Here is a 26,579-nt window from a genome sequence, read left to right as displayed (position 1 = left end):
ACATGCGCCCCCGAGTGCATCGTTCCGCCTACTCCCGGCCGTCCTATGTCAAGTGAATCGCGCCAAGGCCATCGTGAGTTCATTCGAAGGGGTGGCGAATGGTGGCGTTTCCGGGATCGCAATGGCTGGAGCAGTGATCGTAGGATTACTTTGAGTGCACGAGGCCTGGGGGCACATGCACTCGTGGGTATGCCGGAGGCAACTCGGCATCCCGTTCGAAGGGTGAGAACTACCGGACGGGCGGCCGTATTTACCGGCATTCTGATAGGGCTTGGCGCATCGGCATCAAGTGGTCTCAGGGATGGGGGCGTTCCAGTGGGCGGCAACAGCGGTAGCGGGACGAACGCTGACAAGCGCCCCAACGAGCTGCTCAACTCGTGGTTCGTGCGCAGCGGCTGGTCGAAGGGCGAGCTGGCACGGCAAGTGAACCGCAGGGCACGCCAGTTGGGCGCCAATCACATCTCGACGGACACGTCCAGGGTGCGTCGCTGGCTGGACGGGGAGAACCCGCGCGAGCCGATCCCCAGGATCCTCTCCGAGCTGTTCTCCGAGCGGTTCGGCTGTGTCGTCTCGGTCGAGGACCTGGGGCTGCGGGCCGCCCGCCAGTCACCCTCGGCGACCGGCGTCGACCTGCCCTGGACGGGCCCGCAGACAGTGGCCCTGCTCAGCGAGTTCTCGCGCAGCGACCTGATGCTGGCGCGGCGCGGCTTCCTCGGAACCTCGCTGGTGCTGTCGGCGGGCCCGTCCCTCATCGAGCCCATGCAGCGCTGGCTCGTACCCTCGCCCACCGCCCCGCAGGCGGCCCCGGAACCGGCGGCCGAGTCCCGCCGCCCCGGCCGCCTCTCCAAGCCCGAGCTGGACCTCCTGGAGTCCACGACGGTGATGTTCCGCCAGTGGGACGCCCAGTGCGGCGGCGGTCTGCGCCGCAAGGCGGTCGTCGGCCAGCTGCACGAGGTCACCGACCTCCTCCAGGAACCCCAGCCCGAGGCCACCGAGCGCAAGCTCTTCAAGGTCGCCGCCGAACTGGCCGAGCTGGCCGGCTGGATGTCCTACGACGTCGGACTCCAGCCCACCGCCCAGAAGTACTTCGTGCTGGCCCTGCACGCGGCGAAGGAGGCCGGCGACAAGCCGCTCGGCTCGTACGTCCTGTCCAGCATGAGCCGCCAGATGATCCACCTCGGCCGGCCCGACGACGCCCTGGAGCTCATCCATCTCGCCCAGTACGGCAGCCGGGACTGCGCCAGCCCGCGCACCCAGTCGATGCTGTATGCGATGGAGGCCCGCGCCTACGCCAACATGGGCCAGCCCGGCAAGTGCAAGCGGGCCGTCCGGATGGCCGAGGACACCTTCGCCGAGGCCGACGAGTGGGACGACCCGGACCCCGACTGGATCCGCTTCTTCTCCGAGGCCGAGCTCTACGGCGAGAACAGTCACTCCTTCCGCGACCTCGCCTATGTCGCCGGCCGCAGCCCCACCTACGCCTCCCTGGCCGAGCCCCTGATGCAGAAGGCCGTGGAGCTGTTCGCCAAGGACACCGAGCACCAGCGGTCGTATGCGCTCAACCTCATCGGCATGGCCACCGTGCACCTGCTGCGCGGCGAGCCCGAGCAGAGCACGGTTCTGGCCTCGGAGGCCATGGGCATCGCCAAGAAGGTGCGCTCCGAGCGCGTCAACACTCGTATTCGAAAGACGGTCGACTCGGCCGTCCGCGAGTACGGCGAGCTCGCGGCGGTCGTCGACCTCACCGAACAGCTCGCCGCCGACCTGCCGGAGACCGCCGAGGCGGTCTGAACCCCGGCAGGCCCAGGACCCCGGCCGCGGCCGGCCCTTCCGAACTGCCCGACTCGGCTCCCCCACGCCAGGTCATCGGAAGGCCACCGCGGCCGGCCTTTTTTCGTCCGCGGGTCACCCGCGGGAAGGTTGCGTCACGATAACGATCCCACAGTCGGACATCTCGCAATTCATCTACGCGTAACACACAGGGCGCCTTCGTCACTCCGGCGAAACAACGAGGGGCAACGACCGAAACCGCGCTGCGTCAATCTCATGGCGCATAACCGGCCCACCCCCCGCTTGACCGGACCGCTCACACGCTCCGACCCGCACGGGGCCGTACCAACCGACGAGGAGACGCCGATGGCACCAGCCGCCATCACGCTGGCAGCGGAGGCACCCAAGCTGTCTGCCGCTAACACGGGCTTCATGCTCATCTGTTCCGCCCTGGTGCTGCTCATGACGCCGGGCCTCGCCTTCTTCTACGGCGGCATGGTCCGCGTCAAGAGCACCCTGAACATGCTGATGATGAGCTTCATCAGCATCGGGATCGTCACCATCCTGTGGGTGCTCTACGGCTTCTCCTTTGCCTTCGGCACCAAGAACGGCTTCATCGGCTTCGACTCCCACTGGCTGGGCATGAGCAACGTCGGGCTGACGGAGCTCTGGCCCGGCTACACCATCCCGGTGTTCGTCTTCATGGTCTTCCAGATGATGTTCGCGGTCATCACACCGGCCCTGATAAGCGGCGCCATCGCGGACCGTGTGAAGTTCTCGGCCTGGGCGCTCTTCGTCGCCCTGTGGCTCACGGTCGTCTACGTCCCGGTCGCCCACTGGGTCTGGGGCGCCGACGGCTGGGCCTACAAGCTCGGTGTGATCGACTTCGCCGGTGGTACCGCGGTCCACATCAACGCCGGTGCCGGCGCCCTCGGCGTCATCCTGGTCATCGGCAAGCGCGTCGGCTTCAAGAAGGACCCGATGCGCCCGCACAGCCTCCCGCTGGTCATGCTCGGCGCCGGTCTGCTGTGGTTCGGCTGGTTCGGCTTCAACGCCGGCTCGTGGCTCGGCAACGACGACGGCGTCGGCGCGCTGATGTTCGTCAACACCCAGGTCGCCACCGCCGCCGCCATGCTCGCCTGGCTCGCCTACGAGAAGATCCGGCACGGCGCGTTCACCACGCTGGGCGCCGCCTCCGGCGCGGTCGCCGGTCTGGTCGCGATCACCCCGTCCGGTGGTGCGGTCTCCCCGCTCGGCGCGATCGCCGTCGGTGCCATCGCCGGTGTCGCCTGCGCCGCGGCCGTCGGCCTGAAGTTCAAGTTCGGCTACGACGACTCCCTCGACGTGGTCGGCGTCCACATGGTCGGCGGCATCATCGGTTCCCTGCTCATCGGCTTCTTCGCCACCGGCAAGGGCCAGTCCACCGCGACCGGCGTCTTCTACGGTGACCACTCCTTCACCCAGCTGTGGAAGCAGTGCGCCGGTGTCGGTGCCGTCCTCGCCTACTCGCTGGTCGTCTCGGCGGTCCTCGCCTTCCTCCTCGACAAGACCCTCGGTATGCGGGTCTCCGAGGACGACGAGATCTCCGGCATCGACCAGGCCGAGCACGCCGAGACTGCATACGACTTCAGCGGCGCGGGCGGCGGTGTCGGCAGCGCCATCTCCGGCGGGGCCCTGGCCGGTTCGAGCAAGAAGGTGGACGCATGAAGCTCATCACCGCCGTCGTGAAGCCCCACCGGCTCGACGAGATCAAGGAGGCCCTGCAGGCCTTCGGCGTCCACGGCCTCACGGTCACCGAGGCCAGCGGCTACGGTCGGCAGCGCGGCCACACCGAGGTCTACCGTGGTGCGGAGTACACGGTCGACCTGGTGCCCAAGATCCGTATCGAGGTACTGGCCGAGGACGAGGACGCCGAGCAGCTGATCGACGTCATCGTCAAGGCCGCCCGCACCGGCAAGATCGGTGACGGCAAGGTCTGGTCGCTCCCGGTCGAGACCGCCGTACGGGTCCGCACCGGCGAACGCGGGCCGGACGCGCTGTAGAACAGAACCACCTGAATACAGGCAGGAGTCGCTGGGTGACGGGTACGGATGTTCGGAACGACACAGAGGACACGGGACCCAGCGGCTATGCGGCGGCCCGGCTGCGCCTCCTCACCGAGGAGGCGCGGTCCGGGCCGCCGCGCCGTACCGCCCTCGCGGAACTCACGGACGAATGGCTGACCGGCCTGTTCGCGGCCGCCACCGAAGGCATCAAGGGCGGCGTCTCCCTGGTCGCCGTCGGCGGCTACGGCCGCGGCGAGCTCTCCCCGCGCAGTGACCTCGACCTCCTGCTGCTGCACGACGGCGGCGACTCCGGCGCGGTGGCCGCCGTCGCCGACCGGCTCTGGTACCCGGTCTGGGACCTGGGGCTGGCCCTCGACCACTCCGTGCGCACCTCCGCCGAGGCCCGCAAGACCGCCGGCGAGGACCTCAAGGTCCAGCTCGGCCTCCTCGACGCCCGTCATATCGCCGGCGATCTGGGCCTGACCTCCGGACTGCGCACCGCGATCCTCGCCGACTGGCGCAACCAGGCGCCCAAACGCCTCCCCGAGCTCCAGGAGCTGTGCGTCGAGCGCGCCGAGCGCCAGGGCGAGCTCCAGTACCTTCTGGAGCCCGACCTGAAGGAGGCCCGCGGCGGCCTCCGCGACGCCACCGCCCTGCGCGCCGTCGCCGCCTCCTGGCTGGCCGACGCCCCGCGTGAGGGCCTCGCCGACGCCCGCAGGCGCCTGCTGGACGTCCGTGACGCCCTGCACCTCGCCACCGGGCGCGCCACCGACCGCCTCGCGCTCCAGGAGCAGGACCAGGTCGCCGCCGAGCTGGACCTCCTCGACGCCGACACCCTCTTGCGCCAGGTCTACGAGTCCGCGCGGGTCATTTCGTACGCCAGTGATGTCACCTGGCGCGAAGTGGGCCGCGTACTGCGCTCACGCGCCGTCCGCCCGCGGCTGCGCGCCATGCTGGGCGGCGGCAAGCCGGTCGCCGAGCGCTCCCCGCTGGCCGAAGGGGTGGTGGAGCAGGACGGCGAGGTGGTGCTCGCCCGCACCGCACGCCCCGAACGCGACCCCGTGCTCCCGCTGCGCGCCGCGGCCGCCGCCGCCCAGGCCGGCCTCCCGCTCTCCCTGCACGCCGTACGGCGGATGGCCGCCACCGCCCGTCCCCTGGCCACGCCCTGGCCCGCAGAGGCCCGCGAACAACTGGTCACGCTGCTCGGCTCCGGCCGCCCCACGGTCGACGTCTGGGAGGCGCTGGAGGCGGAGGGCCTGATCACCCGGCTGCTTCCCGACTGGGAGCGGGTGCGCTGCCGGCCGCAGCGCAACGCCGTGCACATCTGGACCGTCGACCGCCACCTCATCGAGACCGCCGTCCGCGCCTCCGAGTTCGCCCGCCGTGTGCACCGCCCCGACCTGCTCCTGGTCGCCGCCCTGCTGCACGATATCGGCAAGGGCTGGCCCGGCGACCACTCGGTGGCCGGCGAGATCATCGCCAAGGACGTGGCGGCCAGGATCGGCTTCGACCGCTCCGACGTGGCGGTCCTGGCGGCCCTGGTACGGCACCACCTCCTCCTCATCGAGACGGCCACCCGGCGCGACCTGGAGGACCCCGCCACGGTCCGGCTGGTCGCCGAGGCGGTCGGCACCCAGGGCACCCTGGAGCTGCTGCACGCCCTCACCGAGGCCGATGCGCTGGCCACCGGCCCGGCCGCCTGGTCCTCCTGGCGCGGCTCCCTCGTCGCCGACCTGGTCAAGCGGGTATCCGCGGTGCTCGCCGGAGACACCGCCGACGAGCCCGAGCCCGCCGCCCCCACGGCCGAACAGGAGCGGCTGGCCATCGAGGCCTTCCGTACCGGCGGACCGGTCCTGGCCCTGCGCGCCCAGACCGAGCCGACGGCCACCGAGGACGAGCCGGCCGGCGAACCCGAGCCGCTCGGCGTGGAACTGCTCATCGCCGTACCGGACCAGCCGGGCGTCCTCCCGGCCGTCTCCGGAATCCTGGCCATGCACCGCCTCACCGTCCGCACCGCCGAACTGCGCACCGTCGAGCTCCCCGACGACGTCGACGACGGCACGGTCCTGCTTCTCGACTGGCGGGTGGCCGCCGAGTACGGCTCGCTGCCCCAGGCCGCCCGGCTGCGGGCGGACCTGGTCCGGGCCCTGGACGGCTCCCTGGACATCGCCGGACGCCTGGCGGAACGGGACGCGGCCTACCCGAGGCGGCGCGGCCGGGTGGCCCCGCCGCCGCGCGTGACGGTGGCCTCGGCGGCCTCCCGGCACGCCACGGTGATCGAGGTACGGGCCCAGGACGCACCCGGGCTGCTGTTCCGGATCGGACGGGCCCTGGAGGACGCCGAGGTGCGGGTGCGCAGCGCGCATGTCAGCACGCTCGGGTCCAACGCCGTCGACGCCTTCTACGTGACCGCCACCGACCACTCGCCGCTGCCCGCCGAGGAGGCGACCTCCGTGGCGCGCAAACTGGAGGAGACACTGAGGGCCTGATCACCTGGTCGTGCAAGGCGGGACGACTTCCTTGCGCGGTTGGATACCCTGGAAGACGCTCACCGCCCCCGACTCCGAGGACCGACGCCGCCGTGTTCGACACTCTCTCCGATCGCCTTTCAGCGACCTTCAAGAATCTGCGCGGCAAGGGACGTCTGAGCGAAGCGGACATCGACGCCACGGCGCGGGAGATCCGCATCGCGCTCCTCGAGGCGGACGTGGCCCTTCCGGTCGTCCGTACGTTCATCAAGAACGTCAAGGAACGGGCGCTCGGCTCCGAGGTCTCCAAGGCGCTGAACCCGGCCCAGCAGGTCCTGAAGATCGTCAACGACGAGCTCGTCACCATCCTCGGTGGCGAGACGCGGCGGCTGCGGTTCGCCAAGCAGCCGCCCACCGTGATCATGCTCGCCGGTCTCCAGGGTGCCGGTAAGACCACCCTCGCGGGCAAGCTGGCCCACTGGCTCAAGGAGCAGGGCCACTCCCCGCTGCTGGTCGCCGCCGACCTCCAGCGCCCCAACGCCGTCAACCAGCTCAGCGTCGTCGCCGAGCGCGCCGGTGCCGCGGTCTACGCGCCCGAGCCGGGCAACGGCGTCGGCGACCCGGTCAAGGTCGCCAAGGACTCCATCGAGTTCGCGAAGGCCAAGGTCCACGACATCGTGATCGTGGACACCGCCGGCCGCCTCGGTATCGACCAGGAGCTGATGCAACAGGCCGCGGACATCCGCGACGCCGTCTCGCCCGACGAGATCCTGTTCGTCGTCGACGCCATGATCGGCCAGGACGCCGTCACCACCGCCGAGGCCTTCCGGGACGGCGTCGGCTTCGACGGTGTCGTCCTCTCCAAGCTCGACGGTGACGCCCGCGGTGGTGCCGCGCTGTCGATCCGCCAGGTCACCGGCAAGCCGATCATGTTCGCGTCGAACGGCGAGAAGCTCGACGACTTCGACGCCTTCCACCCGGACCGGATGGCCTCCCGCATCCTCGACATGGGTGACCTGCTCACCCTGATCGAGCAGGCGGAGAAGACGTTCAGCCAGGAAGAGGCCCAGAAGATGGCCTCCAAGCTGGCGTCCAAGAAGGGCCAGGACTTCACCCTGGACGACTTCCTGTCCCAGATGGAGCAGGTCAGGAAGATGGGCTCCATCTCGAAGCTCCTCGGGATGCTGCCCGGCATGGGCCAGATCAAGGACCAGATCAACAACCTCGACGAGCGGGACGTGGACCGCACCGCCGCGATCATCAAGTCGATGACGCCGGGCGAGCGCCAGGACCCGACGATCATCAACGGCTCGCGCCGCGCCCGTATCGCCAAGGGTTCCGGTGTCGAGGTCAGCGCGGTCAAGGGACTCGTCGAGCGGTTCTTCGAGGCCCGCAAGATGATGTCCCGCATGGCCCAGGGCGGCGGTATGCCGGGCATGCCGGGGATCCCGGGCATGGGCGGCGGCCCCGGCCGGCAGAAGAAGCAGCAGAAGCAGGCCAAGGGCAAGCAGCGCTCCGGCAACCCGATGAAGCGCAAGCAGCAGGAGCTGGAGGCCGCCCAGCGCCGCGAGGCCGCCGCTCAGGGCGGCAACGCCTTCGGAGTGCCCCAGCAGGGCGCCGAGGACTTCGAGCTGCCGGACGAGTTCAAGAAGTTCATGGGCTGAGCCCACCTGTGCGGGGCACCCCCAGCGACAGCTGGGGGGAGTCCCTCAGGGCACGCGGGCGATCAGGTAGCGGAAGACGTTGGGCATCCACACCGTGCCGTCCGCGCGCTGGTGCGGGTGGAGCGCCTCGGTCAGCTCCTTGCCGACCTGCTCCTGGTCGGTCGCCGCGATCGCCGCGTCGAACAGCCCGGTCGACAGCAGCCCGCGTACCGCGCTGTCCGTGTCGGCGTACCCGAACGGGCAGGAGACCCGCCCGGAACCGTCGATCCGCAGACCGGCCCGCTGCGCGACCTCCTCCAGATCATCGCGACAAGCCGGGCGCCAACTGCCCGTACTGCGCAAAGGATCGGCCAATTTCGCGGCCACCCGCAGCACGGACGAGGTCGCGCAGCGCTCCGGCGGACCCCAGCCGGCCAGCACCACGGCCGCCCCGTGCTCCGCCAGCGGCGTCGCCTCCGCGAGCAGGTCACCGAGCCCTTCGGAGTCGCCGGCCAGGCAGCCGATCGGGTCGAAGGCGGTGATCAGGTTGTATGCCGGTGCCTGCGCGTCCGCCGCGTCCCCGGGCGAGCCCTCCACGACCCGGGCGGCACGGCCACGCGCGCGTGCCCCGAGGGCCGGGTCGGGCAGCAGACGCTCACGGGCGAGGGCGAGTCGTTCGGGGGAGGAGTCGACGCCGGTCACCGCGGCTCCTCTGGCCGCCGCCATCAGCAGGGCTAATCCGGAGCCGCAGTGCAGGCCGAGCAGCCGGGTGGCGGGACCCACTTCGAGTCGCCCGTGGACGGTCTCGTAGAGCGGGACCAGCATCCGCTCCTGGATCTCGGACCAGTCACGCGCGCGTGCGCACAGGTTCACGCGGGGGGTGGAATCCGCGTGGGACCGGTGCTGCCGCACGAGCGTAGGTGTCATAGGTAAGCGCCCCAATCCGCCGAGAGATACGCACTGACCGATTCCGTGGCCCCCGTGCCGTGCGCTCGCACTTCCCACCTATGCCACATAACTCCGGGCTCGCGGTGGCGTCCAGGGGTCGCGGGTCCCGGCTTGTGCCTGCGCTGCGACTGTGGCGAGATTTCACATCCCGGCAACTTGGGGCTCTACCATCGGACCCACGGAACGGCGGTTCCGGCCATGGTCGGCCGTCGCGACGGCCGTACGGTGTCTGGCCGCCGCAGACGGGCGGGTGCCGGATGACGACGGGCTCCGGAGTAACGTCGGCGGCGCCGCGCACGCTGACCGGGGTAGCGTCCTGCGCCACGAGAGCGACCGAAACGCATCTTGCGCATCCGCCGACCACAGCCGTCCCGCTCCCCGCGACGGGGCTACGTGTCGGGTCGTACGTCAGACTACGCACCGGCTTGGTATGAGCTGTGAGGCTTCTCCGCAGATCAGCGCACCCGTACTCGTCTCCACGCATCAGTGGCAACTGACGGGTACGTGCAAATTATTTGGGATGGCCCGGAATAGGAACACAGCGGCACTCCCGCTCGTTGTCATTACGTGAGCACGACACAGACACCACCTGTTCTCGCCGCAGAGCTGGCAGAGGCGTGGGCCGACATTCAGCGGTACCACCCCGAGCTGCCGGACCTTGCCGCGCCAGAGTCCCTGATCGGGGAGTCGTCGTCCGCGTGCGGTCACGAACTCTCCTTCGAACGGCTGCTCCATGAGGCAGTCCACGGCATCGCCGCCGCCCGAGGGGTCCGCGACACCTCCCGGGCCGGGCGCTACCACAACCGCAGATTCCTCGCGATCGCCGAGGAGCTGGGCCTGGACCACCCCGACGAGCCGCACCCCAGCAGCGGCTTCTCGCTGGTCACGCTCAACCCCGAGGCCAAGCGCCGCTACCGCCCGACCATCGAGAGACTGCAACGCGCTCTCAAGGCACACACGGTGGCCACCTCCGCCGACACCTCCCGCACCTTCCGCGGCCCGGCCGCCCGCCATGGCTCGTCCGGGGGCGGTGTCCGCGTCAAGGCGGTGTGCGACTGCGGGCGCAACGTCCGGGTCGTCCCGTCGGTGCTGGCCCAGGCCCCCATCGTGTGCGGCGGCTGCGGCAAGCCGTTCCGCATCCCGGAGATCGTGGGCGCGGCGTAGACCCACGGCTGCTCGTGGCAGCCGTGGCCATCGCCTCGCCGTGATGCCGGCCGGCGCACCCGACGTACACCACCTCCACGCCGGGTGCGCTTCAGGCGTGCCCTCGCACGACCGCCGGACAGAGCGACCCGCAGGGTGTGGCACAATGGCTAGCTGTACTCGACAGCCGCACAGGACCCCTCTCTCCTCCGGCTGACGCGTCCATCGGGCACTCGGGTACCGCAACCCCACGCGGCAGTCTCGCCGTGCCCAACCACGTCAAAACCAGGAGAATCCACTCCCGTGGCAGTCAAGATCAAGCTGAAGCGTCTGGGCAAGATCCGTTCGCCTCACTACCGCATCGTCGTCGCCGACTCCCGCACCCGCCGTGACGGCCGTGCGATCGAGGAGATCGGCAAGTACCACCCGACCTACAACCCGTCGGTCATCGAGGTGGACGCCGAGCGCGCCGCTTACTGGCTCGGCGTCGGCGCCCAGCCGACCGAGCCCGTGCTCGCCATCCTGAAGAAGACCGGCGACTGGCAGAAGTTCAAGGGCGAGCCCGCCCCGGCGCCGCTGCTCGTGGCCGCTCCGAAGGCCACGCGTCCGTCGTTCGAGGCGCTCGGCGGTGACGACGAGGGCAAGGGTGAGGCGATCACCCAGAAGAAGAAGGCTGAGAAGAAGGACGAGGCCGCGGCTGAGTCCGAGTCGACCGAGGCCTGAGCAGCATGCTCGAAGAGGCGCTTGAGCACCTCGTGAAGGGCATCGTCGACAACCCCGACGATGTGCAGGTCGCCTCGCGCAACCTGCGTCGCGGGCGCGTGCTGGAGGTCCGGGTGCACCCCGACGACCTCGGCAAGGTGATCGGCCGCAACGGCCGCACCGCGCGTGCCCTGCGCACCGTCGTGGGTGCCATCGGCGGCAGGGGAGTCCGCGTCGACCTCGTCGACGTCGATCACGTCCGCTGACGCTTATCGCAACCGGCTCGGGCCGGGGAGGGCCACTGGCCGTCCCCGGCCCGCAGTCGTATGAGCAGGAGACGACAGGAGAACAAGCACAGTGCAGCTCGTAGTCGCACGGATCGGCCGCGCCCACGGCATCAAGGGCGAGGTCACCGTGGAGGTACGTACCGACGAACCGGAGCTCAGGCTCGGGCCCGGCGCCGTACTCGCCACCGATCCCGCCGGCCTGGGACCGCTCACCATCGAGACGGGCCGCGTGCACAGCGGCCGCCTGCTCCTGCGCTTCGAGGGCGTCAAGGACCGCACCGGCGCCGAGGCCCTCCGCAACACCCTCCTGATCGCCGAGATCGACCCGGAGGAACTGCCCGAGGGCGAGGACGAGTACTACGACCACCAGCTCATGGACCTGGACGTGGTCACCGTCGACGGCACCGAGGTCGGCCGGATCACCGAGATCTCGCACCTGCCGTCCCAGGACCTGTTCATCGTCGAGCGCCCCGACGGCAGCGAGGTGATGATCCCCTTCGTCGAGGAGATCGTCGTCGAGATCGACCTGGAGGAGCAGAAGGCGGTCATCGCGCCCCCGCCGGGCCTGATCGACGACCAGGCGGAGATCGCGTCCTCCCGGGACGAGTCGTAATGCGCCTCGACGTCGTCACGATCTTTCCCGAGTACCTGGAACCGCTGAACGTCTCGCTCGTCGGCAAGGCACGCGCGCGTGGACAGCTGAACGTCCATGTGCACGACCTGCGGGCGTGGACGTACGACCGTCACAACACCGTCGACGACACCCCGTACGGCGGCGGGCCCGGCATGGTCATGAAGACCGAGCCCTGGGGCGACGCCCTCGACTCGGCGCTCGCCGACGGCTACGAGACCGGCTCGCACACTCCCGCGCTGATCGTCCCCACCCCCAGCGGCCGCCCCTTCACCCAGGAACTCGCCGTCGAACTCTCCGAGCGGCCCTGGCTGATCTTCACCCCGGCCCGTTACGAGGGCATCGACCGGCGCGTCATGGACGAGTACGCCACCCGGATGCCGGTGTACGAGGTGTCCATCGGCGACTATGTGCTGGCCGGCGGCGAGGCGGCCGTACTGGTCATCACGGAGGCCGTGGCCAGGCTGCTGCCCGGCGTCCTCGGCAACGCCGAGTCGCACCGGGACGACTCCTTCGCGCCCGGCGCGATGGCGAACCTCCTGGAAGGCCCCGTCTACACCAAGCCGCCCGTCTGGCGCGGCCGGGACATCCCCGACGTGCTGCTCAGCGGCCATCACGGCAAGATCGCCCGCTGGCGCCGCGACGAGGCCCTGAAGCGGACCGCCGCCCACCGGCCCGACCTGATCGAGCGCTGCGACCCCAAGGCGTTCGACAAGAAGGACCGCGAGATGCTCTCCATCCTGGGCTGGGCCCCGGACCCGGCGGGCGCGCCCCACGGCCGATTTTGGCGCAGGCCAGAGGGCATGGAAGAATAGGCCGCTGCTGTGCGTCCGTCCGGTGTGCGCCCCTGCCGCAGGGGGACACGACGCCCGCCCCGACCCGCACGGCAGTCCTCATGGAACACCTAGTTTCCGTTGATGACCTGTGGCATCAGCGAAGAAAGCAGACGAAATGTCTCACCTGCTCGACATCGTCGACTCCGCGTCGCTGCGCAGCGACGTCCCGGCCTTCCGCCCGGGTGACACCGTCAACGTCCACGTCCGCGTCATCGAGGGCAACCGCTCCCGTGTGCAGCAGTTCAAGGGCGTTGTGATCCGCCGCCAGGGCAGCGGTGTCCGCGAGACCTTCACGGTCCGCAAGGTCTCCTTCTCCGTCGGCGTCGAGCGCACCTTCCCGGTGCACACCCCGATCGTCGAGAAGATCGAGCTCGTCACCCGTGGTGACGTGCGTCGCGCCAAGCTCTACTACCTGCGCGACCTGCGCGGTAAGGCTGCGAAGATCAAGGAGAAGCGCGAGCGCTGATCTCGCGCGACGGGATTCTTATCGAGGCCGGATAACATCTGGCCCCGATGGACACCGAAGCACAGCCGACGGAGCGCGACCGCTCCTCCCGCCCCGAACCAGAGGCCGTGGAGGACCGGTCGCGTTTCGCGTTGCTGTCGCGGATCACCGACCGGCTCCCGGGCGGCTGGATCACCCTGACCCTCTTCACCTGCCTGGCGTTTTTGCTCGTCCTCAACACTTTCGTGGCCCAGCCATTCCAGATTCCCAGCGGATCCATGGAACAGGGATTGAGGATCGGAGACCGGGTTCTCGTAAATAAGTTGGTGTACCGGTTCGGTGCCCAGCCGCGCCGGGGAGATGTCGTTGTGTTCGACGGCACCGGGTACTTCGGGGACGCCGACTACATCAAACGCGTTGTCGGTGTGGGAGGAGACCATGTGGTCTGCTGCGACAAGAAGGGGAGGATCGAAGTGAACGGCCGGTCGGTCGACGAGACCGCGTTCCTCTATCCCGGGGACACCCCTTCTGTTGTGCCCTTCGATGTCGTCGTGCCCGACGGCAGGCTCTTCGTCCTGGGGGACCATCGCAGCGACTCCAGTGACTCCCGGGACCACCTGGGCTCACCCGGCGGCGGCATGATCCCCGTCAAGGACGTGATCGGACGGGCCGACTGGATCGTCTGGCCGTACGCACACTGGACCCGCCTCACTCGTCCCGCCGTCTATGCGCGCGTGCCGGCGGCGGGAGCGGCGCATGGGTAACCGCGGCAAGCCGCGCGGTGTGGCCACCGACGCGGCCGCCACCCTGCTGCCCACCGGGGGCCGGCGCACCTCCAGCCCGGGCAGTGGCCGTAGCCGCGCGGAGCGGCGCAAGCTGCAGCGCAAGGTCAAGCGCAAGCGCCGGCGCGGAGCGATGCGGGAGATACCGCTGCTGGTCGGTGTGGCCGTCCTGATAGCTCTGGTGCTGAAGACGTTCCTCGTCCAGGCCTTCGTGATCCCGTCGGGCTCCATGGAGCAGACGATCCGGATCGGCGACCGCGTCCTGGTCGACAAGTTCACCCCGTGGTTCGGGTGGAAGCCGCACCGCGGGGACGTCGTGGTCTTCCACGACCCGGGCGGCTGGCTCAACGGGGAGCAGACCACCAAGGCGAACGACCCCGTCGTCGTCAAGCAGGTCAAGGAAGGCCTCACCTTCATCGGTCTGCTGCCCTCCGCCAACGAGAAGGACCTCATCAAGCGGGTCATCGGCGTCGGCGGCGACCACGTCAAGTGCTGTGACTCGCAGGGCCGGGTGACCGTCAACGGTGTGGCACTGACCGAGGGCGACTACCTGTATCCCGGGAACGCTCCCTCCACCCAGGAGTTCGACATCACCGTCCCGCAGGGCCGGCTGTGGGTGATGGGCGACCACCGGGGAAACTCCGCCGACTCGCGCTACCACCAGGACACCGCGTACGGCGGCACGGTGGCCGTGAGTTCGGTGGTGGGCCGGGCCATGATGATCGGCTGGCCCATCGGGCACTGGACCAAGCTCGATGAACCTAAAACCTTCGCAAGCGTTGCTGACTCTGTGTCGGGGTCGACCGCGGCTCCCCGGCTGTCGCATAGGGTTGCCTCCGACGATCCGAACGGATACGTCCAACTCCCGACCCCTGCGGAACTCCCGCTCGTTATGGGAGTGGTGGGCCTACGCCGAGGATGGCGCGGGCGGCGGCGCAGAGTGAGGAGTTGGCGTGGGGGATGTAGCGGTTGGCGCACGGTCGGGACACGACGGCGAGGAGCACAGCGGGCGCCCCGTGGAGAATGTCCCCACCGCTGGCGGCGGTTCCACCCCCGCGAATGACGCCGGGCCCGCCGGGGACGGCACCCCGGTGGACGGTCCGGGCTCCCACGGCGGTGGCACGGACGGGGACGGGGGCGACTCGGTGGCGTCCGCACCGAAGAAGCCCCGCTCCTTCTGGAAGGAGCTGCCGATCCTGATCGGTATCGCGCTGGTGCTGGCGCTGCTGATCAAGACGTTTCTGGTGCAGGCTTTCTCGATTCCGTCGGAATCGATGCAGAACACCCTCCAGGTGGGTGACCGGGTCCTGGTCGACAAGCTCACCCCGTGGTTCGGGTCCAAGCCGCAACGCGGCGAGGTCGTCGTCTTCCACGACCCGAGCGACTGGCTGAAGGGCGAGCCGACGCCCCAGCCCAACGCCGTGCAGGAGGTCCTCAGCTGGATCGGCCTGATGCCGTCCGCCGAGGAGAAGGACCTCATCAAGCGGGTCATCGGCGTCGGCGGCGACACCATCTCCTGCAAGGGCAGCGGCCCGCTCATGGTCAACGGGCATGCGCTGACCGAACCTTATGTGTACGAGGGCAACACCCCGTGCAGCGTCGACGACCAGGGCGGCCAGTTCACGGTGAAGGTGCCCAAGGGGTACATCTGGGTCATGGGCGATCACCGCCAGGACTCCCGTGACTCGCGCTACAACCAGTCCGACGAGCACCACGGCATGGTCCCGGTCAGCGATGTCGTCGGCCGCGCCATCGTCAAGGCCTGGCCGATCAACCGCTGGGGCACGCTGCCGATTCCCGACACCTTCGACCAGAGCGGGCTCGACAAGCAGACGTCCGCCGCCGCGGCACTGCCCTACGCGCCGCAGACGGTGGCCTTCGCGAGCGTCGTACCGCTCGCCGTCCTGCGGCGCCGCAGGCTCGCCCGGACCGCGGCGGCCGCCGACTCCCACCGCGGCTGAACAAAACCGGACACCAGCCCCCGGGGCCCCATGAGCGGACCGCAAGGTCCGCTCATGGGGCCCCTTTGCGTCTCCGGTCACGACTCGATCGCATTCGTATATTCGTTCGCCAATCAAGATCGTCACTGTTACTCTCCGATCTTGTCCGAACGGCAAAGGTTTTGTTGAATTTTGGGGGCAACATGAAGAAGTTTCGGCTCGCGGGGGCAATGGTCGGCGCGGTCGCGCTGGTCGGGCTCGCCAACTCGCCGGCCTTGGCGGGGACGGACATCACCGCGTACGGACCGAGCCTGAAGTCGGGCTGTTCGCACGCCTCCGCCGGGCACTTCGCGTCCTACGGCGAGACGTTCACCGTGTACGACGAGTGCGCGGACGGCTGGTCCGCGGTCGTCGAGGTGGACGTCGCTCCGTACCAGTCCGGTGGCGGCTACGACTTCGTCATCTGGAACCACAACGGGGCCGACGGCTCCCCGGTGACCGTCGACAAGAGCTACGCCGAGGGCACGGGCGTCTGCCTGCGGGCGGGCTCGGGCGAGTACTCCAGCAAGGAAGCCGGCACCTGGAGCTCCTGGAGCTGCGGCGCGGCCTGACCGGACGCACGAACACCGGTGACCGTGGGGAGGTCTCCCCGGGATTGAAGATCCCGGGGAGACCTCCCCAGTCGTTTTCCTGCCACGGTATGGTGCCCTGCGCGGACTTCGGGATCGGGAGTGGACGTGGGAACTGCTGAGCGTGGCAACGGGAAGTCGGGCACCGACCTCGGAGGCATACTGTCGGGGCTGGCCGTCGGGCTGGGCCTGCTGCTGTTCCTCGGAGGGTTCGCCTGGGCGGCGGTGGTCTACCGGCCGTACACCGTGCCCACCAGCTCGATGTCACCGACGATCGCCGCCGGGGACCGGGTCCTCGGGCAGCGCATCGACGGCAGCGAGGTGCGCCGTGGTGACGTCGTGGTCTTCGCCGACAAGAGCTGGGTCACCAACGCGGACGTCGTCAAGCGCGTGGTCGCGGTCGGCGGGGACACGGTCGCCTGCTGCACGAACGGCAAGCTGACCGTCAACGGCAAGCACATCGACGAACCGTATCTGCCGGCCGGCACCCAGGCCGAGCTCCAGGGCTTCCCGACCGTCACCGTCCCCAAGGGCCGGCTCTTCCTCCTCGGCGACGAGCGCCAGGGCTCCCTGGACTCCACCGCCCACCTCACGGACGCGGCGAAGGGTACGGTCGCGCGCAGCGCCGTGATCGCCCGGGTGGACTCCGTCATCTGGCCCATGAACGGCATGCTCAAGCGTCCGACCGGCTTCGAGACCCTCGGCTCCCTCTCCCAGCCGGGGCCGCTGCGCATCATCACCGCCATGATCGTGGCCGGCGGTGTGCTGGTCCTCCTCGGCGGCGCGTACGGCCCGATCGCCAAGCTGCTGGGCCGCTCCCGCGCCGGCGGCCGTGCGGAGCCCGTCGGTGCCCGCTGAGGCGCCCTCGGAGGGCGGGCCGCGCAAGGTGGCCCGTGTGGTCCTGCTCGACCCCGACGACCGCATCCTGCTCCTGTACGGCCATGAACCGGACGATCCGGCCGACGACTGGTGGTTCACCCCCGGCGGCGGACTGGAGGGCGACGAGACCCGTGAGCAGGCCGCTCTGCGGGAACTCGCGGAGGAAACCGGCATCACGGACGTCGAGCTCGGCCCGGTGCTGTGGCGGCGGATGTGCTCCTTCCCGTTCGCCGGCCGCCGCTGGGACCAGGACGAGTGGTACTACCTCGCGCGTACCACGCAGACGTCCACCGAGGCCAGGGGCCTGACCGAGCTGGAGCGGCGCAGTGTGGCCGGAGCGCGTTGGTGGACGTGCCAGGAACTGACCCGGGCACATGAGACGGTGTATCCGACCAGACTCGCCGAGTTGTTCCGTAGGCTGCTCGACGAAGGTCCCCCCGTCAGGCCCGTCACCCTCGACACGGAAATCGTCTAGGGGTGCGCGGGACTGGCGCACAATGGTGGGATCGCACGGCTGAAGGGGAACATGCCATGAGCGCCGAGGACCTCGAAAAGTACGAGACCGAGATGGAGCTGAAGCTCTACCGGGAGTACCGCGATGTCGTCGGTCTGTTCAAATACGTGATCGAGACCGAGCGGCGCTTCTACCTCACCAACGACTACGAGATGCAGGTCCACTCGGTCCAGGGTGAGGTGTTCTTCGAGGTGTCCATGGCGGATGCCTGGGTCTGGGACATGTACCGACCGGCTCGATTCGTGAAGCAGGTCCGCGTTCTCACGTTCAAGGACGTGAACATCGAGGAGCTGAACAAGAGCGACCTGGAGCTTCCGGGCGGCTGAGGTTCTCGGGAGGGTCGCTCGTGCGGGTGACGGAGTTGTCCACAACCGCCGAGTAACCCCACCAAGATCAACTCATTGGCCGGGCATGCGTGACGGTTGGCGCCGGAGGTGGTGCCGACATGAACACCAATCGGGCACGCAGTGCACTCGGCAGGTACGGCGAGACGCTGGCCGCGCGGCGGCTGGCCGAGGCCGGTCTGACCATCCTGGAGCGCAACTGGCGCTGCGGCAGGTCGGGCGAGATCGACATCGTGGCGCGGGACGGGGACGTCCTGGTCGTGTGCGAGGTCAAGACCCGGAGGGCGGGGCCCTTCGAACACCCCATGGCCGGGGTGACCCCCGAGAAGGCGGAGCGCCTGCGGGGCCTCGCCGAACACTGGATCCACGCACACGGGGGAGCACCGCCGGGCGGCGTCCGCATCGACGTGATCGGCGTGCTCCTGCCGCAGCGCGGGGCACCCGTGGTCGAGCACGCGCGGGGGGTGGCCTGAGATGGGCTTCGCGCGTACGTGCTCGGTGGCGCTGGTCGGCGTCGAGGGCGTGGTGGTGGAGGTCCAGGCCGACCTGGAGCCAGGGGTGGCGGCGTTCACGCTGGTCGGGCTGCCGGACAAGAGCCTGACGGAGAGCAAGGACCGGGTCCGTGCGGCGGTGGTGAACTCAGGGGCGGCCTGGCCGCCGAAGAAGCTCACGGTGGGGCTCAGCCCGGCGTCGGTGCCGAAGAGCGGCAGCGGCTTCGACCTCGCTGTCGCCGCGGCCGTCCTCGGGGCGGCCGAGCGCATCGACCCCCGGGTGCTCGCCGAGATCGTGATGATCGGCGAGCTGGGCCTGGACGGGCGGGTGCGGCCGGTGCGGGGCATCCTGCCGGCGGTGCTGGCAGCCGCCGACGCCGGATACGAGCAGGTGGTCGTACCGGAGAGCGCGGTGCCGGAGGCCTCCCTCGTGCCGGGGGTGTCGGTGCTGGGCGTCCGGAGCCTGCGCCAGCTGATCGCGGTCCTCACCGACGAACCGGTCCCCGACGAGGAACCCGTGCCCGGCGAGATCCGCCCGGACCCCTTCATCGCGGGGCTGGCCCTGCCCGGCATGGGCCTCGGCACCGGCATGGTCACCGGCGAGCACGCACCCGACCTGGCCGACGTCGCGGGACAACAGGTGGCCCGAGCCGCTCTGGAGGTGGCGGCGGCCGGACGGCATCACGTCTTCTTCAAGGGTCCGCCCGGCGCCGGCAAGACCATGCTGGCCGAACGGCTGCCGGGGCTGCTGCCCGAACTGAGCCGGCAGGAGTCCCTGGAGGTCACCGCCGTCCACTCGGTCGCCGGGATGCTGCCGCCCGGCCATCCCCTGGTCGACAGGCCGCCCTACTGCGCCCCGCATCACTCGGCCACCATGGCATCCCTGGTCGGCGGCGGAACCGGCCTGCCACGCCCCGGAGCGGTGTCGCTGTCCCACCACGGCGTGCTCTTCCTGGACGAGGCCGCCGAGTTCCACGGCAGCGTCCTGGACGCCCTGCGCCAGCCCCTGGAGTCGGGGCACGTCGTGGTCGCCCGGGCCGCCGGGATACTGCGGATGCCCGCGAAGTTCCTCATGGTCCTGGCCGCCAACCCCTGCCCCTGCGGCCGGCACGGCACCCCCGGTGACGTCTGCGAGTGCCGGCCCTCCTCGATCAAGCGGTACCGAGCCCGGCTCTCCGGCCCCCTGATGGACCGCGTGGACCTCAGGGTGGCCGTCGAACCGGTCGCCAGGGAGGAACTGCTGCGGCTCCACACCGGCGCCGAATCCTCCGCCGCCGTGGCCGACCGGGTGCGCACGGCCCGGGAGCGGACCGCCCGCCGCTACGAGGGGCTGCCCTGGCGCACCAACAGCGAAGTGCCCGGTCATGAACTGCGCACCCGCTGGCACGTCCGGCCCGGCGCGCTCGCCAAGGCCGAGCTGGATCTGGACAGGGGGCTGCTCACCGCCCGTGGCCTCGACCGGGTGCTCCGGGTCGCCTGGACCCTCGCCGACCTGGCGGGCCACGACCGGCCCACCGCCAACGACGTCAACCTGGCCCTGGAGCTGCGCACCGGCGTCCGGCGCGGCGCCGTCCTGGAAGGGGTGCGGACATGAGCGACGGCGACCTGCTCGCCCGGATCTTCCTCACCAGGGTCATCGAACCCGGCGACGAGACGGGCGGGCGGTGGCTGAGGGAGCACGGGACCGCGGAGGTGGTACGGCGGCTGAGCGAGGGCGGCACGGCCACGCTGCCCGGGGTCAGCCAGACCCGCTGGGCCGGCCTCCGGGCCAGGGCCCGGCAGGCCGACCCCGAGCGGGACCTCGCGATCGCGCGGGAGGCCGGGGCCCGGTTCGTCGTTCCCGGCACCGTCGAGTGGCCCGCCCAGCTCGACGACCTCGGCGATGCCCGCCCCCTCGGTCTGTGGGTGCGGGGGCGGCCCAGTCTGCGGATGTGGGCGCTCAGGGCCGTCGCCGTCGTCGGGGCCCGGGCCTGTACGGAGTACGGGGCGCACATGGCGGCCACCCTCGCCGCCGGGCTCGCCGAACGCGGCTGGGTGGTGGTGTCCGGCGGCGCCTACGTTCTATAGCGTGAAAGCTGTTGTAGTAGGCGTGTGCTTTTACCTGAAGAGAGCGGTGTGGCCGCCAACCCCGTTGGCTGGCATGTGTATCGGTACGACCTGGAACGTCCTGCACTGAGCCTTCCTGAGGGCTTATCCACGTACGCGCCTGATCTGCGTACGTGGATCGAGAGGCTCGGCGGACGTCACGGACAGCGGTTCCTCCTCGGCCCCGACGGGCTTCCTGATCTCAGGGTGAACGCGTTCTTCGCGTCCCCCACGATGCGGAATCTGACGGACCTGACGAACCGGGACTACGCGTACTCCCTGGCCCTGTGGCTGAACTTCCTGCTGGTGCTGGGCCGGGGCTGGTGGGAGGCGACTGAAGACGACGCGGCGGAGTTCCAGTTCTGGCGGCTGACCGACCCGGGGAACGATCAGCGGGTGCAGAAGTCCTCGTTCGCCAAGGACGTGGCGGGCTGCAAGAAGTTCTACAAGTGGGTGGGCAGGCGCTACCAGGTCGCCGACCCCTTCGACGAGTTGGAGTACGAGCGCGGCCGGCGGCAGGAGAACGTGAAGTGGCTCGACCCCGCAGCCATCCGTCGCTGGCGTGACCTGGGGCTACGGGGCCGCGGCCTGGACGGCCGTCGGGACCGTCGCTGGCGGGGCCGCAACGACCAGCGCGACGGCGCGTTCGTGGACGGCCTCTACGGCACCGGCCTGCGGCTCACCTCGTGGGGGAGCGTGGTCCTGCCCGAGCTGCCCCGCATGGCCCCGGGCCGGGGCTACTTCACCTGCTCACTGGCCGACGAGTGCGCCAAAGGCGGAAACGGCTACACCTACTGGATGCCCAGGACGGTGGCGGCCGGGGTGAACGCCTACCGCGAAGGCGCTCGCGCCCGCGCGGTTCGGCGGGCCCAGGAGTCGGGTCTCTACGAGACGCTCCGCGGGATGCGGGTGGCCCAGCTGCCCCGGCGGGGAGGCGGAGTGGAGATCCCGGATGAGTCGGGCGGCATGGTCAGGAACGCCTGGAATGACGTCTCGCCGCAGGTCAGGAAGCGGTTGTTCATCGAGACGCGGCAGGGCTTGGAGCCGCTGTCGCTGTGGTTGAACGAGGACGGACTGCCGCGCGACGAGCATGGCTGGCACCACACCTTCGAGGCGGCCAATACGCGCATTGAGGATCTTGGTCTGGAGAACTTCTCCTGCACCGCCCACATGCACCGCCATTCCTTCGCCCTGAAGTGGTACTCCGTCGGCAAGCTTCTCTGGAAGCAGCAACTGGGCCACCTGACGGAGGACGAGACCCGGGACTTCCGTGATCAGTTCGGCGACCACTGGCATCTGGTGCAGACCATGCTCGGTCATCTGAGGGTTGAGACGACGAAGGAGGTCTACCTGGGGCCCTTCAGGAATCTCCAGGTCGAGGTGCTGTTGGCTCACGCGGAAGGCTTCCCGGTGGCCCGCTTCATGGCCGACGCCTTCGCGCGACACCCCCGAGTCCGCACGGATCCGCTGGCGGTGACCCGGTGAGCCCCCGCGGCCGGCGGGCGAGCCTGCCCGCGAAAGGAGGGAAGACCGCCCACGGGCTGATGGACGGTCTGGTCGTCCGGTGCTTCGCCGAGGACGGCAGCGCTTCGCGGGACTATCACTTCGACGTGCTCCAGGTGGCCCCGGAACTCCGGCAGGGCCTGGCAGAGGCGTTCGCCCGGCGCACAGCCCCCGGGGCCGGCCTGACGTCCCTGGAATCGACGAACGTGGCCCACCGGGCGGCAGTGCTCTTCAGCCGCTATCTGGCCGGGCTGGCATGGCCGCCGAGGCAGATGGCCCACCTCGTTCCCGAGCACCTGGAGGGATTCCTCGACGCTCGCAAGGACAAGACCAGACGAGCCGCAGAAGAACTTGCCGGGCTCAAGCTGCTGCTCAAGCACGCCGAGGGCCTCGACGAGGCCGTGATCGCGAAGCTGAACGAGAGCCACCCCAGGCGGCAGAGGGGCAACAAGCCGAAGGAGAGCTACAGCCAGAAGGATCTCAAACGCATCGCCGACGCCGCCCGCACCGACCTTCGCGCTGCGGCCTCCAGGATCCGCAAGAACCGCGAGATCCTGCACCGCTTCCGGCAAGGCGAACTGCCCGACCAGGACCGCCGCCTGGAGCTTTTGGACTGGGTCGATCGATTCGGAGACGTTCCCCGCAAGCACTGCACCACCGGCGCCCACGCAGGCCGGGACATCGCGAGGGCCTGGGTCTCCCAACGCGGTTCGGTGGACAACATCGTCTGCCAGGTCCATCTGTCCGGCATGGAGGTCACCGCCGGGATCATCCTGCTGACCGCGATGACGGGCGAGAACAAGAGCGTGATTCTCAAGACCACGGCCGTCCACCACCGGGCCGACGGCCACACCGGCCGGACACCGACCGCGATCCTGGAGACCAAGAAGCCCCGCCGCGGCAGACGGGCCCACATGAATCTCGCGCTGAGCGACCTGCCGGACTGGATCAGCATCCCCTCCGATCCTGAGCAGCTCTCCGCGCGCGACGAACTGCACACGCCCTTCGGCCTCTACGTCTTGCTGCACGAGTTGGCCTCCCGGTCACGGGAAATCGCGGGCACCGACCGACTGCTGATCGGCTGGAGCAGTGCCGGCGGCCACGGGGCAGGCCGGGGACTGAGGCTGCAGGACCCGGACAGCTGGGTCCAGCGCTGGGCCGCCAGACACGACCTGGCCACGGACAAGGTCGACAAGGACGGCAAACCGGTTCAGCTGAACGTCACGCTGGAACTGCTGCGGCTCACCTACCTCGAACTCCACCAGAAGCCAGTTGCCCACACTGAGAAGACGCTGGCCACCGACTACTTGGCCCGCAACCGCGGCAATCTCACCGAATACCGCAAGGTCGTCGCCGCAGCGCTGGCCGGGGAGGTCGACAAGGCCAGAGCCCGTGGCGTGATGGCTGTCCTCACTCGGGCCGACCTGGAACGGGCGGAGGCCGACGCGGAGACAGTCGCGGCCGAGTACGGCATCGACGCGACGACCCTCAAACAGATGATCGCAGGTCAGCTGGACACCGTGATGAACGCCTGCGTCGATCACCGCGGCGGCCCTCACGCTCCGGCCGGCGAGCCCTGCCGGGCCTCGTTCATGATCTGCCTGGGCTGCCCTTGCGCCCGCGCGCTGCCCCGCCACCTGCCCATCCAGGTGCTGGTCCACGACCGGCTGGCCGACCGGCGGGCCGAGATGACCCCACTGGAGTGGACTCAGAGGTTCGCGCTGCCGCACACCCAGCTTGCCGACCTGCTGTCCCGGCACGACGAAGCGGACCTCGAAGACGCCCGGGCAGACGTCACCGACACCGACCGTGACCTGGTGGCACGGTTCCTCAGCAGAGAGCTCGATATCCGATGATCGCTACGTCCCCGCTGCCCGTCGATGCGGACGTGGTCCCCGAGGGCACCGAGTGGCCTGGCCCCGACGCACTGGTGCTGCTGAACAGGGACTTGAGGGCCGAGACTGATCTGGGTCGCCTGTCACGCTTCGCAGACGACCGCTGGGACGTCGATCCTGCCGTCTTCGAGGAGCACGTCAGCAGCGAAAGCCTGAACTTCGCTCGAATTCCTGCGGCGTTTCGGCAGGACACGAAGCACTACTTCTGGCAGTTGCTGAACCACTCCAGCCCCGGGATCATGCGGCGCGCGAACGGCGGCCGGCCCGCCATCGCCACCATCCTGTCGGCCTTCAGCCCTTTCAAGGCCTTTCTGGTCTGGCTGCGTCGCCACGACGTGACGTCCTTCGATCAGATCACGCCGCAGCTGCTGGATGCCTACCTGATCGCGGTGGACGAGGCGACGATCGGCATAGATCGCAAATACAGGCGGGTGGCCGAAGTACGGCGTCTGTGGTCAACTCGCGGAGTTCTTCCCGCGCGCATGCGGATGCCAGCCACCCCGCCATGGGGCGGAGCGGACTCCCGCGAGCTCTTCGGGCGGATGCGCGCGGAACGGGAGAACCGAACCCCCCGCATCGGTGAACTGACCATGCAGCACCTGCTGATCTGGGCGGTTCGGTTCATCGAGGATTTCGCTCCGGACATCCTGGCCGCACACGCCGAATACCTCGAACTGCACGGTCAGGACATCGAGCACCGGCGGCTCAAAGAGAAGGTCGAACGGTCGCCGCAGGGCGAGCTTCTCAGCCGGATGTCTGCATACCTGGACCAGCTCCGTGAGCACGGCGGGATGCTGCCGGGAAGAGTCGCGGACGACGGCACCCTGGTGATCGACTGGCGGCACGTCGCCAGGATCCTTTCCTGCGCGGACTCCATCGGGAAGGGCCCAAGCGGCCGGATGGCGATCGATTCGGGCATACCCGTCGCTGACGGCGCCTACCTTGACCCGCCCATCACCGGCCGTCTCGACGGTCGGCCCTGGCGGCAGACCCGCATCACCTACCTTGAGGCTCCGAAGCTCGCGCGGTTGCTGAGCACGGCCTGCTTCATCGCCGTCGCCTACCTGAGCGGCGCCCGCCCGGGAGAAGTGCTGAATCTGCACCGCGGCTGCGTCGAATACGACAAGGAAGGCGACCTGTGGTTGATGCGTGGCCTCTACTTCAAGAACGCCGTCGACTCGGACGGCAACAAACTGCCCGCAGGCGCCCTCCGACGTGATCCCTGGGTCATCGTCAAGATCGTGGCCCAGGCCGTCAACGTGCTCGAAAAGCTCCACCCACACCCGCTGCTGTTCCCCAGCAAGATCGAGCCCCACCATCGCCGCTCCAGCTCCACAAAGCGTCATGGCAGTGCTCGCACCGACTCGTCCATCGCCCTTGACCTTGCCGCGTTCGTCACCTGGGTCAACGACGAGTGCCGACGGCAGGGCCGCACCGACCACATTCCCCCCGAGGGCAACCAGCGGCGCCTCACAGCCTCACGCTTCCGAAGGACACTGGCCTGGTTCATCAGGCGGCGGCCACGCGGACTGGTGGCCGCCTCGATTCAGTACGGGCACGTCCACACCCGTCTCCTCCAGGGCTATGCGGGCTCCTACGAATCCGGATTCCCGGACGAGTACGCATTCGAAGACTGGCTCTACCGCATCGAGATCCTCTCCGAGGACGCCCAGGCCCTCGACGAAGGCGAACACGTCAGCGGCCCCGCCTCCGACGCCTACCGCCACCGCATCCACGCAGCCACCCGGCAGTTCGCCGGGCACGTCCTCACCAGTGACCGCCAAGCCCTGGATCTGCTGGGCAATCCACTCCTTCAGATCCACCACGGCAAGGGCATGACCTGCGTCCTCGATCCCGCCCAGGCCGCCTGCCGCCTCCGCGGAACCATCGACGACCCGCTCGTCACCCCGGACCTCAACGACTGCCGACCCCAGTGCCGCTGCATCGCCCGCACTGACCGCGACATGCAGGAGGTTCGCCAGGACTACCGCGAACTCGTCGACATCACAGACGACCCGCTGGCCCCACCCATCCGGCACGAACGCGAACTACACGAGCTGGAGCGACTGCGGCGCATCATCACCGCACACGAGACGGAGGAGATCGACCGGTGACCATTACCCGACCCGGCGATGCCGACCCGGTCCGCGACGCGATCCTTGCCGCGATGGACCGGCTCCTCGCCGGCACCCCCTTGCGCTCCACTGGCCGCCTCAGCGTCTCCCAGCTCGCGATCGAAGCCGACGTCAAACGCTGGCACCTCACCCACCAGCACCTCGACCTCAAAGAACTCTTCCAAGCCCGAGCGAAAGCCCAGGACAGCACCCCCGAGGCCTTCAGCAAGAAGCTCAGCGAGCACGAAGCGCTCAAGAAGAAGTACGACGAACTCCGCCAACACACTGCTGACCTAGAAGAGCGACTGCGTGTCTATGCCGCTGCGGTCAACCTCCTGGCTCTGGAGAACGCTGCCCTCACCGGCCGCGAGCCGGACGCTCACGTGATCCCCCTGCCCCGGGCACAGGCCACCCTCGGGCCGCATGAACGCCACAACAGATGACACAAAGGTCCTTATGAGACCGACAATCAGCAGACCAACTGC

Annotated in this window: 25 protein-coding genes and 1 pseudogene; 25 read left to right on the top strand and 1 reads right to left on the bottom strand. The window is 69.4% G+C overall.

Annotated features, from left to right (window positions below; translation table 11 throughout):
- Positions 1 to 315: 315 nt before the first annotated feature.
- The 5 genes from ACIRR9_RS22585 (at position 316) to ffh (ending at position 7,947) form a co-directional block, all read left to right on the top strand.
- Positions 316 to 1,791 carry a hypothetical protein gene (locus ACIRR9_RS22585; protein WP_403754583.1) on the top strand — a complete coding sequence of 492 codons (1,476 nt, stop codon included), beginning with the start codon at positions 316 to 318 and terminating at the stop codon, positions 1,789 to 1,791.
- 345 nt (positions 1,792 to 2,136) lie between these two features.
- On the top strand, positions 2,137 to 3,477 hold the full coding sequence (locus ACIRR9_RS22580) for an ammonium transporter (protein ID WP_403754580.1): 1,341 nt from the start codon (positions 2,137 to 2,139) through the stop codon (positions 3,475 to 3,477).
- The gene (locus ACIRR9_RS22575) at positions 3,474 to 3,812 is read left to right on the top strand and encodes a P-II family nitrogen regulator (RefSeq protein ID WP_093498850.1); all 339 of its coding nucleotides are present in this window, start codon (positions 3,474 to 3,476) and stop codon (positions 3,810 to 3,812) included. The genes ACIRR9_RS22580 and ACIRR9_RS22575 overlap by 4 nt, the downstream gene beginning before the upstream one ends.
- Positions 3,813 to 3,847: 35 nt before the next feature.
- Positions 3,848 to 6,304 (top strand): [protein-PII] uridylyltransferase, encoded by a 2,457-nt coding sequence (locus tag ACIRR9_RS22570; RefSeq protein WP_403754576.1) that lies wholly within the window; start codon positions 3,848 to 3,850, stop codon positions 6,302 to 6,304.
- 92 nt (positions 6,305 to 6,396) lie between these two features.
- A complete protein-coding gene (ffh, locus tag ACIRR9_RS22565; RefSeq protein ID WP_403754573.1) occupies positions 6,397 to 7,947 on the top strand; it encodes a signal recognition particle protein in 1,551 nt (516 codons plus the stop codon).
- Between the two features lie 45 nt (positions 7,948 to 7,992).
- On the opposite strand, the gene ACIRR9_RS22560 is transcribed toward ffh, so the two are convergent.
- The gene (locus tag ACIRR9_RS22560; RefSeq protein ID WP_403754570.1) at positions 7,993 to 8,853 is read right to left on the bottom strand and encodes an SAM-dependent methyltransferase; all 861 of its coding nucleotides are present in this window, start codon (positions 8,851 to 8,853) and stop codon (positions 7,993 to 7,995) included.
- Positions 8,854 to 9,441: 588 nt separating this feature from the next.
- Here ACIRR9_RS22560 and ACIRR9_RS22555 point away from each other — a divergent pair.
- The 20 genes and pseudogenes from ACIRR9_RS22555 (at position 9,442) to ACIRR9_RS22460 (ending at position 26,537) form a co-directional block, all read left to right on the top strand.
- Entirely contained in the window at positions 9,442 to 10,038 is a 597-nt protein-coding gene (locus ACIRR9_RS22555) for a hypothetical protein (protein ID WP_123973852.1), read from the top strand.
- Between the two features lie 282 nt (positions 10,039 to 10,320).
- The gene (gene rpsP, locus ACIRR9_RS22550) at positions 10,321 to 10,740 is read left to right on the top strand and encodes a 30S ribosomal protein S16 (protein ID WP_123973851.1); all 420 of its coding nucleotides are present in this window, start codon (positions 10,321 to 10,323) and stop codon (positions 10,738 to 10,740) included.
- Between the two features lie 5 nt (positions 10,741 to 10,745).
- Complete coding sequence (locus ACIRR9_RS22545; RefSeq protein WP_003973401.1) at positions 10,746 to 10,985, top strand: RNA-binding protein; 240 nt, start codon at positions 10,746 to 10,748, stop codon at positions 10,983 to 10,985.
- Positions 10,986 to 11,076: 91 nt separating this feature from the next.
- Positions 11,077 to 11,619 (top strand): ribosome maturation factor RimM, encoded by a 543-nt coding sequence (gene rimM / locus ACIRR9_RS22540; RefSeq protein WP_365338352.1) that lies wholly within the window; start codon positions 11,077 to 11,079, stop codon positions 11,617 to 11,619.
- Positions 11,619 to 12,452, top strand: coding sequence for a tRNA (guanosine(37)-N1)-methyltransferase TrmD (gene trmD, locus ACIRR9_RS22535; RefSeq protein ID WP_403754565.1), 834 nt, complete (start codon positions 11,619 to 11,621; stop codon positions 12,450 to 12,452). The genes rimM and trmD overlap by 1 nt, the downstream gene beginning before the upstream one ends.
- A gap of 136 nt (positions 12,453 to 12,588) precedes the next feature.
- Positions 12,589 to 12,939, top strand: a complete 351-nt coding sequence (gene rplS, locus ACIRR9_RS22530; protein ID WP_365338348.1) for a 50S ribosomal protein L19 — start codon at positions 12,589 to 12,591, stop codon at positions 12,937 to 12,939.
- A 47-nt stretch (positions 12,940 to 12,986) separates the two neighbouring features.
- A complete protein-coding gene (gene lepB / locus ACIRR9_RS22525) occupies positions 12,987 to 13,682 on the top strand; it encodes a signal peptidase I (RefSeq protein ID WP_403754561.1) in 696 nt (231 codons plus the stop codon).
- Positions 13,675 to 14,763, top strand: a complete 1,089-nt coding sequence (gene lepB, locus ACIRR9_RS22520; protein ID WP_403754558.1) for a signal peptidase I — start codon at positions 13,675 to 13,677, stop codon at positions 14,761 to 14,763. The genes lepB (ACIRR9_RS22525) and lepB (ACIRR9_RS22520) overlap by 8 nt, the downstream gene beginning before the upstream one ends.
- The gene (gene lepB, locus ACIRR9_RS22515; RefSeq protein ID WP_403754555.1) at positions 14,654 to 15,661 is read left to right on the top strand and encodes a signal peptidase I; all 1,008 of its coding nucleotides are present in this window, start codon (positions 14,654 to 14,656) and stop codon (positions 15,659 to 15,661) included. Before lepB (ACIRR9_RS22520) ends, lepB (ACIRR9_RS22515) begins: the two co-directional genes overlap by 110 nt.
- A gap of 182 nt (positions 15,662 to 15,843) precedes the next feature.
- Complete coding sequence (locus tag ACIRR9_RS22510; RefSeq protein WP_123973844.1) at positions 15,844 to 16,251, top strand: hypothetical protein; 408 nt, start codon at positions 15,844 to 15,846, stop codon at positions 16,249 to 16,251.
- A 126-nt stretch (positions 16,252 to 16,377) separates the two neighbouring features.
- Entirely contained in the window at positions 16,378 to 17,127 is a 750-nt protein-coding gene (lepB, locus tag ACIRR9_RS22505; RefSeq protein WP_403754552.1) for a signal peptidase I, read from the top strand.
- Positions 17,117 to 17,623, top strand: coding sequence for an NUDIX hydrolase (locus ACIRR9_RS22500; RefSeq protein ID WP_123973842.1), 507 nt, complete (start codon positions 17,117 to 17,119; stop codon positions 17,621 to 17,623). The genes lepB (ACIRR9_RS22505) and ACIRR9_RS22500 overlap by 11 nt, the downstream gene beginning before the upstream one ends.
- Before the next feature lie 56 nt (positions 17,624 to 17,679).
- Complete coding sequence (locus tag ACIRR9_RS22495; protein WP_003965949.1) at positions 17,680 to 17,988, top strand: DUF2469 domain-containing protein; 309 nt, start codon at positions 17,680 to 17,682, stop codon at positions 17,986 to 17,988.
- A gap of 119 nt (positions 17,989 to 18,107) precedes the next feature.
- Positions 18,108 to 18,479, top strand: a complete 372-nt coding sequence (locus tag ACIRR9_RS22490; RefSeq protein ID WP_316775078.1) for a YraN family protein — start codon at positions 18,108 to 18,110, stop codon at positions 18,477 to 18,479.
- A 1-nt stretch (position 18,480) separates the two neighbouring features.
- A complete protein-coding gene (locus ACIRR9_RS22485) occupies positions 18,481 to 20,091 on the top strand; it encodes a YifB family Mg chelatase-like AAA ATPase (RefSeq protein WP_403754547.1) in 1,611 nt (536 codons plus the stop codon).
- Positions 20,088 to 20,555: pseudogene (locus ACIRR9_RS22480) on the top strand (DNA-processing protein DprA); the annotation flags it as partial. The gene ACIRR9_RS22485 and the pseudogene ACIRR9_RS22480, both read left to right, overlap by 4 nt.
- Positions 20,556 to 20,789: 234 nt before the next feature.
- Positions 20,790 to 22,067, top strand: a complete 1,278-nt coding sequence (locus ACIRR9_RS22475; RefSeq protein ID WP_403754544.1) for an integrase — start codon at positions 20,790 to 20,792, stop codon at positions 22,065 to 22,067.
- Positions 22,064 to 23,941, top strand: coding sequence for a hypothetical protein (locus tag ACIRR9_RS22470; protein WP_403754541.1), 1,878 nt, complete (start codon positions 22,064 to 22,066; stop codon positions 23,939 to 23,941). Before ACIRR9_RS22475 ends, ACIRR9_RS22470 begins: the two co-directional genes overlap by 4 nt.
- Positions 23,938 to 26,094 carry a hypothetical protein gene (locus ACIRR9_RS22465; protein ID WP_403754538.1) on the top strand — a complete coding sequence of 719 codons (2,157 nt, stop codon included), beginning with the start codon at positions 23,938 to 23,940 and terminating at the stop codon, positions 26,092 to 26,094. The genes ACIRR9_RS22470 and ACIRR9_RS22465 overlap by 4 nt, the downstream gene beginning before the upstream one ends.
- Positions 26,091 to 26,537 carry a hypothetical protein gene (locus ACIRR9_RS22460; protein WP_403754535.1) on the top strand — a complete coding sequence of 149 codons (447 nt, stop codon included), beginning with the start codon at positions 26,091 to 26,093 and terminating at the stop codon, positions 26,535 to 26,537. Before ACIRR9_RS22465 ends, ACIRR9_RS22460 begins: the two co-directional genes overlap by 4 nt.
- Positions 26,538 to 26,579 lie beyond the last annotated feature (42 nt).

The organism is Streptomyces sp. NPDC101234 (assembly GCF_044767525.1).
GTDB lineage: Bacteria > Actinomycetota > Actinomycetes > Streptomycetales > Streptomycetaceae > Streptomyces > Streptomyces sasae.
Note: the sequence above shows the minus strand (reverse complement) of the source record. Positions and strands in the feature narration are given on the sequence as shown.

Excerpts from the sequence above, each read along its gene's own strand:
- ACIRR9_RS22465 (WP_403754538.1), top strand. The coding sequence starts at position 23,938 with ATGATCGCTACGTCCCCGCTGCCCGTCGATGCGGACGTGGTCCCCGAG.
- ACIRR9_RS22575 (WP_093498850.1), top strand. The coding sequence starts at position 3,474 with ATGAAGCTCATCACCGCCGTCGTGAAGCCCCACCGGCTCGACGAGATC.
- ACIRR9_RS22495 (WP_003965949.1), top strand. The coding sequence starts at position 17,680 with ATGAGCGCCGAGGACCTCGAAAAGTACGAGACCGAGATGGAGCTGAAG.
- ACIRR9_RS22545 (WP_003973401.1), top strand. The coding sequence starts at position 10,746 with ATGCTCGAAGAGGCGCTTGAGCACCTCGTGAAGGGCATCGTCGACAAC.
- ACIRR9_RS22510 (WP_123973844.1), top strand. The coding sequence starts at position 15,844 with ATGAAGAAGTTTCGGCTCGCGGGGGCAATGGTCGGCGCGGTCGCGCTG.
- ACIRR9_RS22490 (WP_316775078.1), top strand. The coding sequence starts at position 18,108 with ATGAACACCAATCGGGCACGCAGTGCACTCGGCAGGTACGGCGAGACG.
- rplS (WP_365338348.1), top strand. The coding sequence starts at position 12,589 with ATGTCTCACCTGCTCGACATCGTCGACTCCGCGTCGCTGCGCAGCGAC.
- ACIRR9_RS22560 (WP_403754570.1), bottom strand. The coding sequence starts at position 8,853 with ATGACACCTACGCTCGTGCGGCAGCACCGGTCCCACGCGGATTCCACC.
- trmD (WP_403754565.1), top strand. The coding sequence starts at position 11,619 with ATGCGCCTCGACGTCGTCACGATCTTTCCCGAGTACCTGGAACCGCTG.
- ACIRR9_RS22485 (WP_403754547.1), top strand. The coding sequence starts at position 18,481 with ATGGGCTTCGCGCGTACGTGCTCGGTGGCGCTGGTCGGCGTCGAGGGC.
- lepB (WP_403754561.1), top strand. The coding sequence starts at position 12,987 with ATGGACACCGAAGCACAGCCGACGGAGCGCGACCGCTCCTCCCGCCCC.
- lepB (WP_403754558.1), top strand. The coding sequence starts at position 13,675 with ATGGGTAACCGCGGCAAGCCGCGCGGTGTGGCCACCGACGCGGCCGCC.
- ACIRR9_RS22580 (WP_403754580.1), top strand. The coding sequence starts at position 2,137 with ATGGCACCAGCCGCCATCACGCTGGCAGCGGAGGCACCCAAGCTGTCT.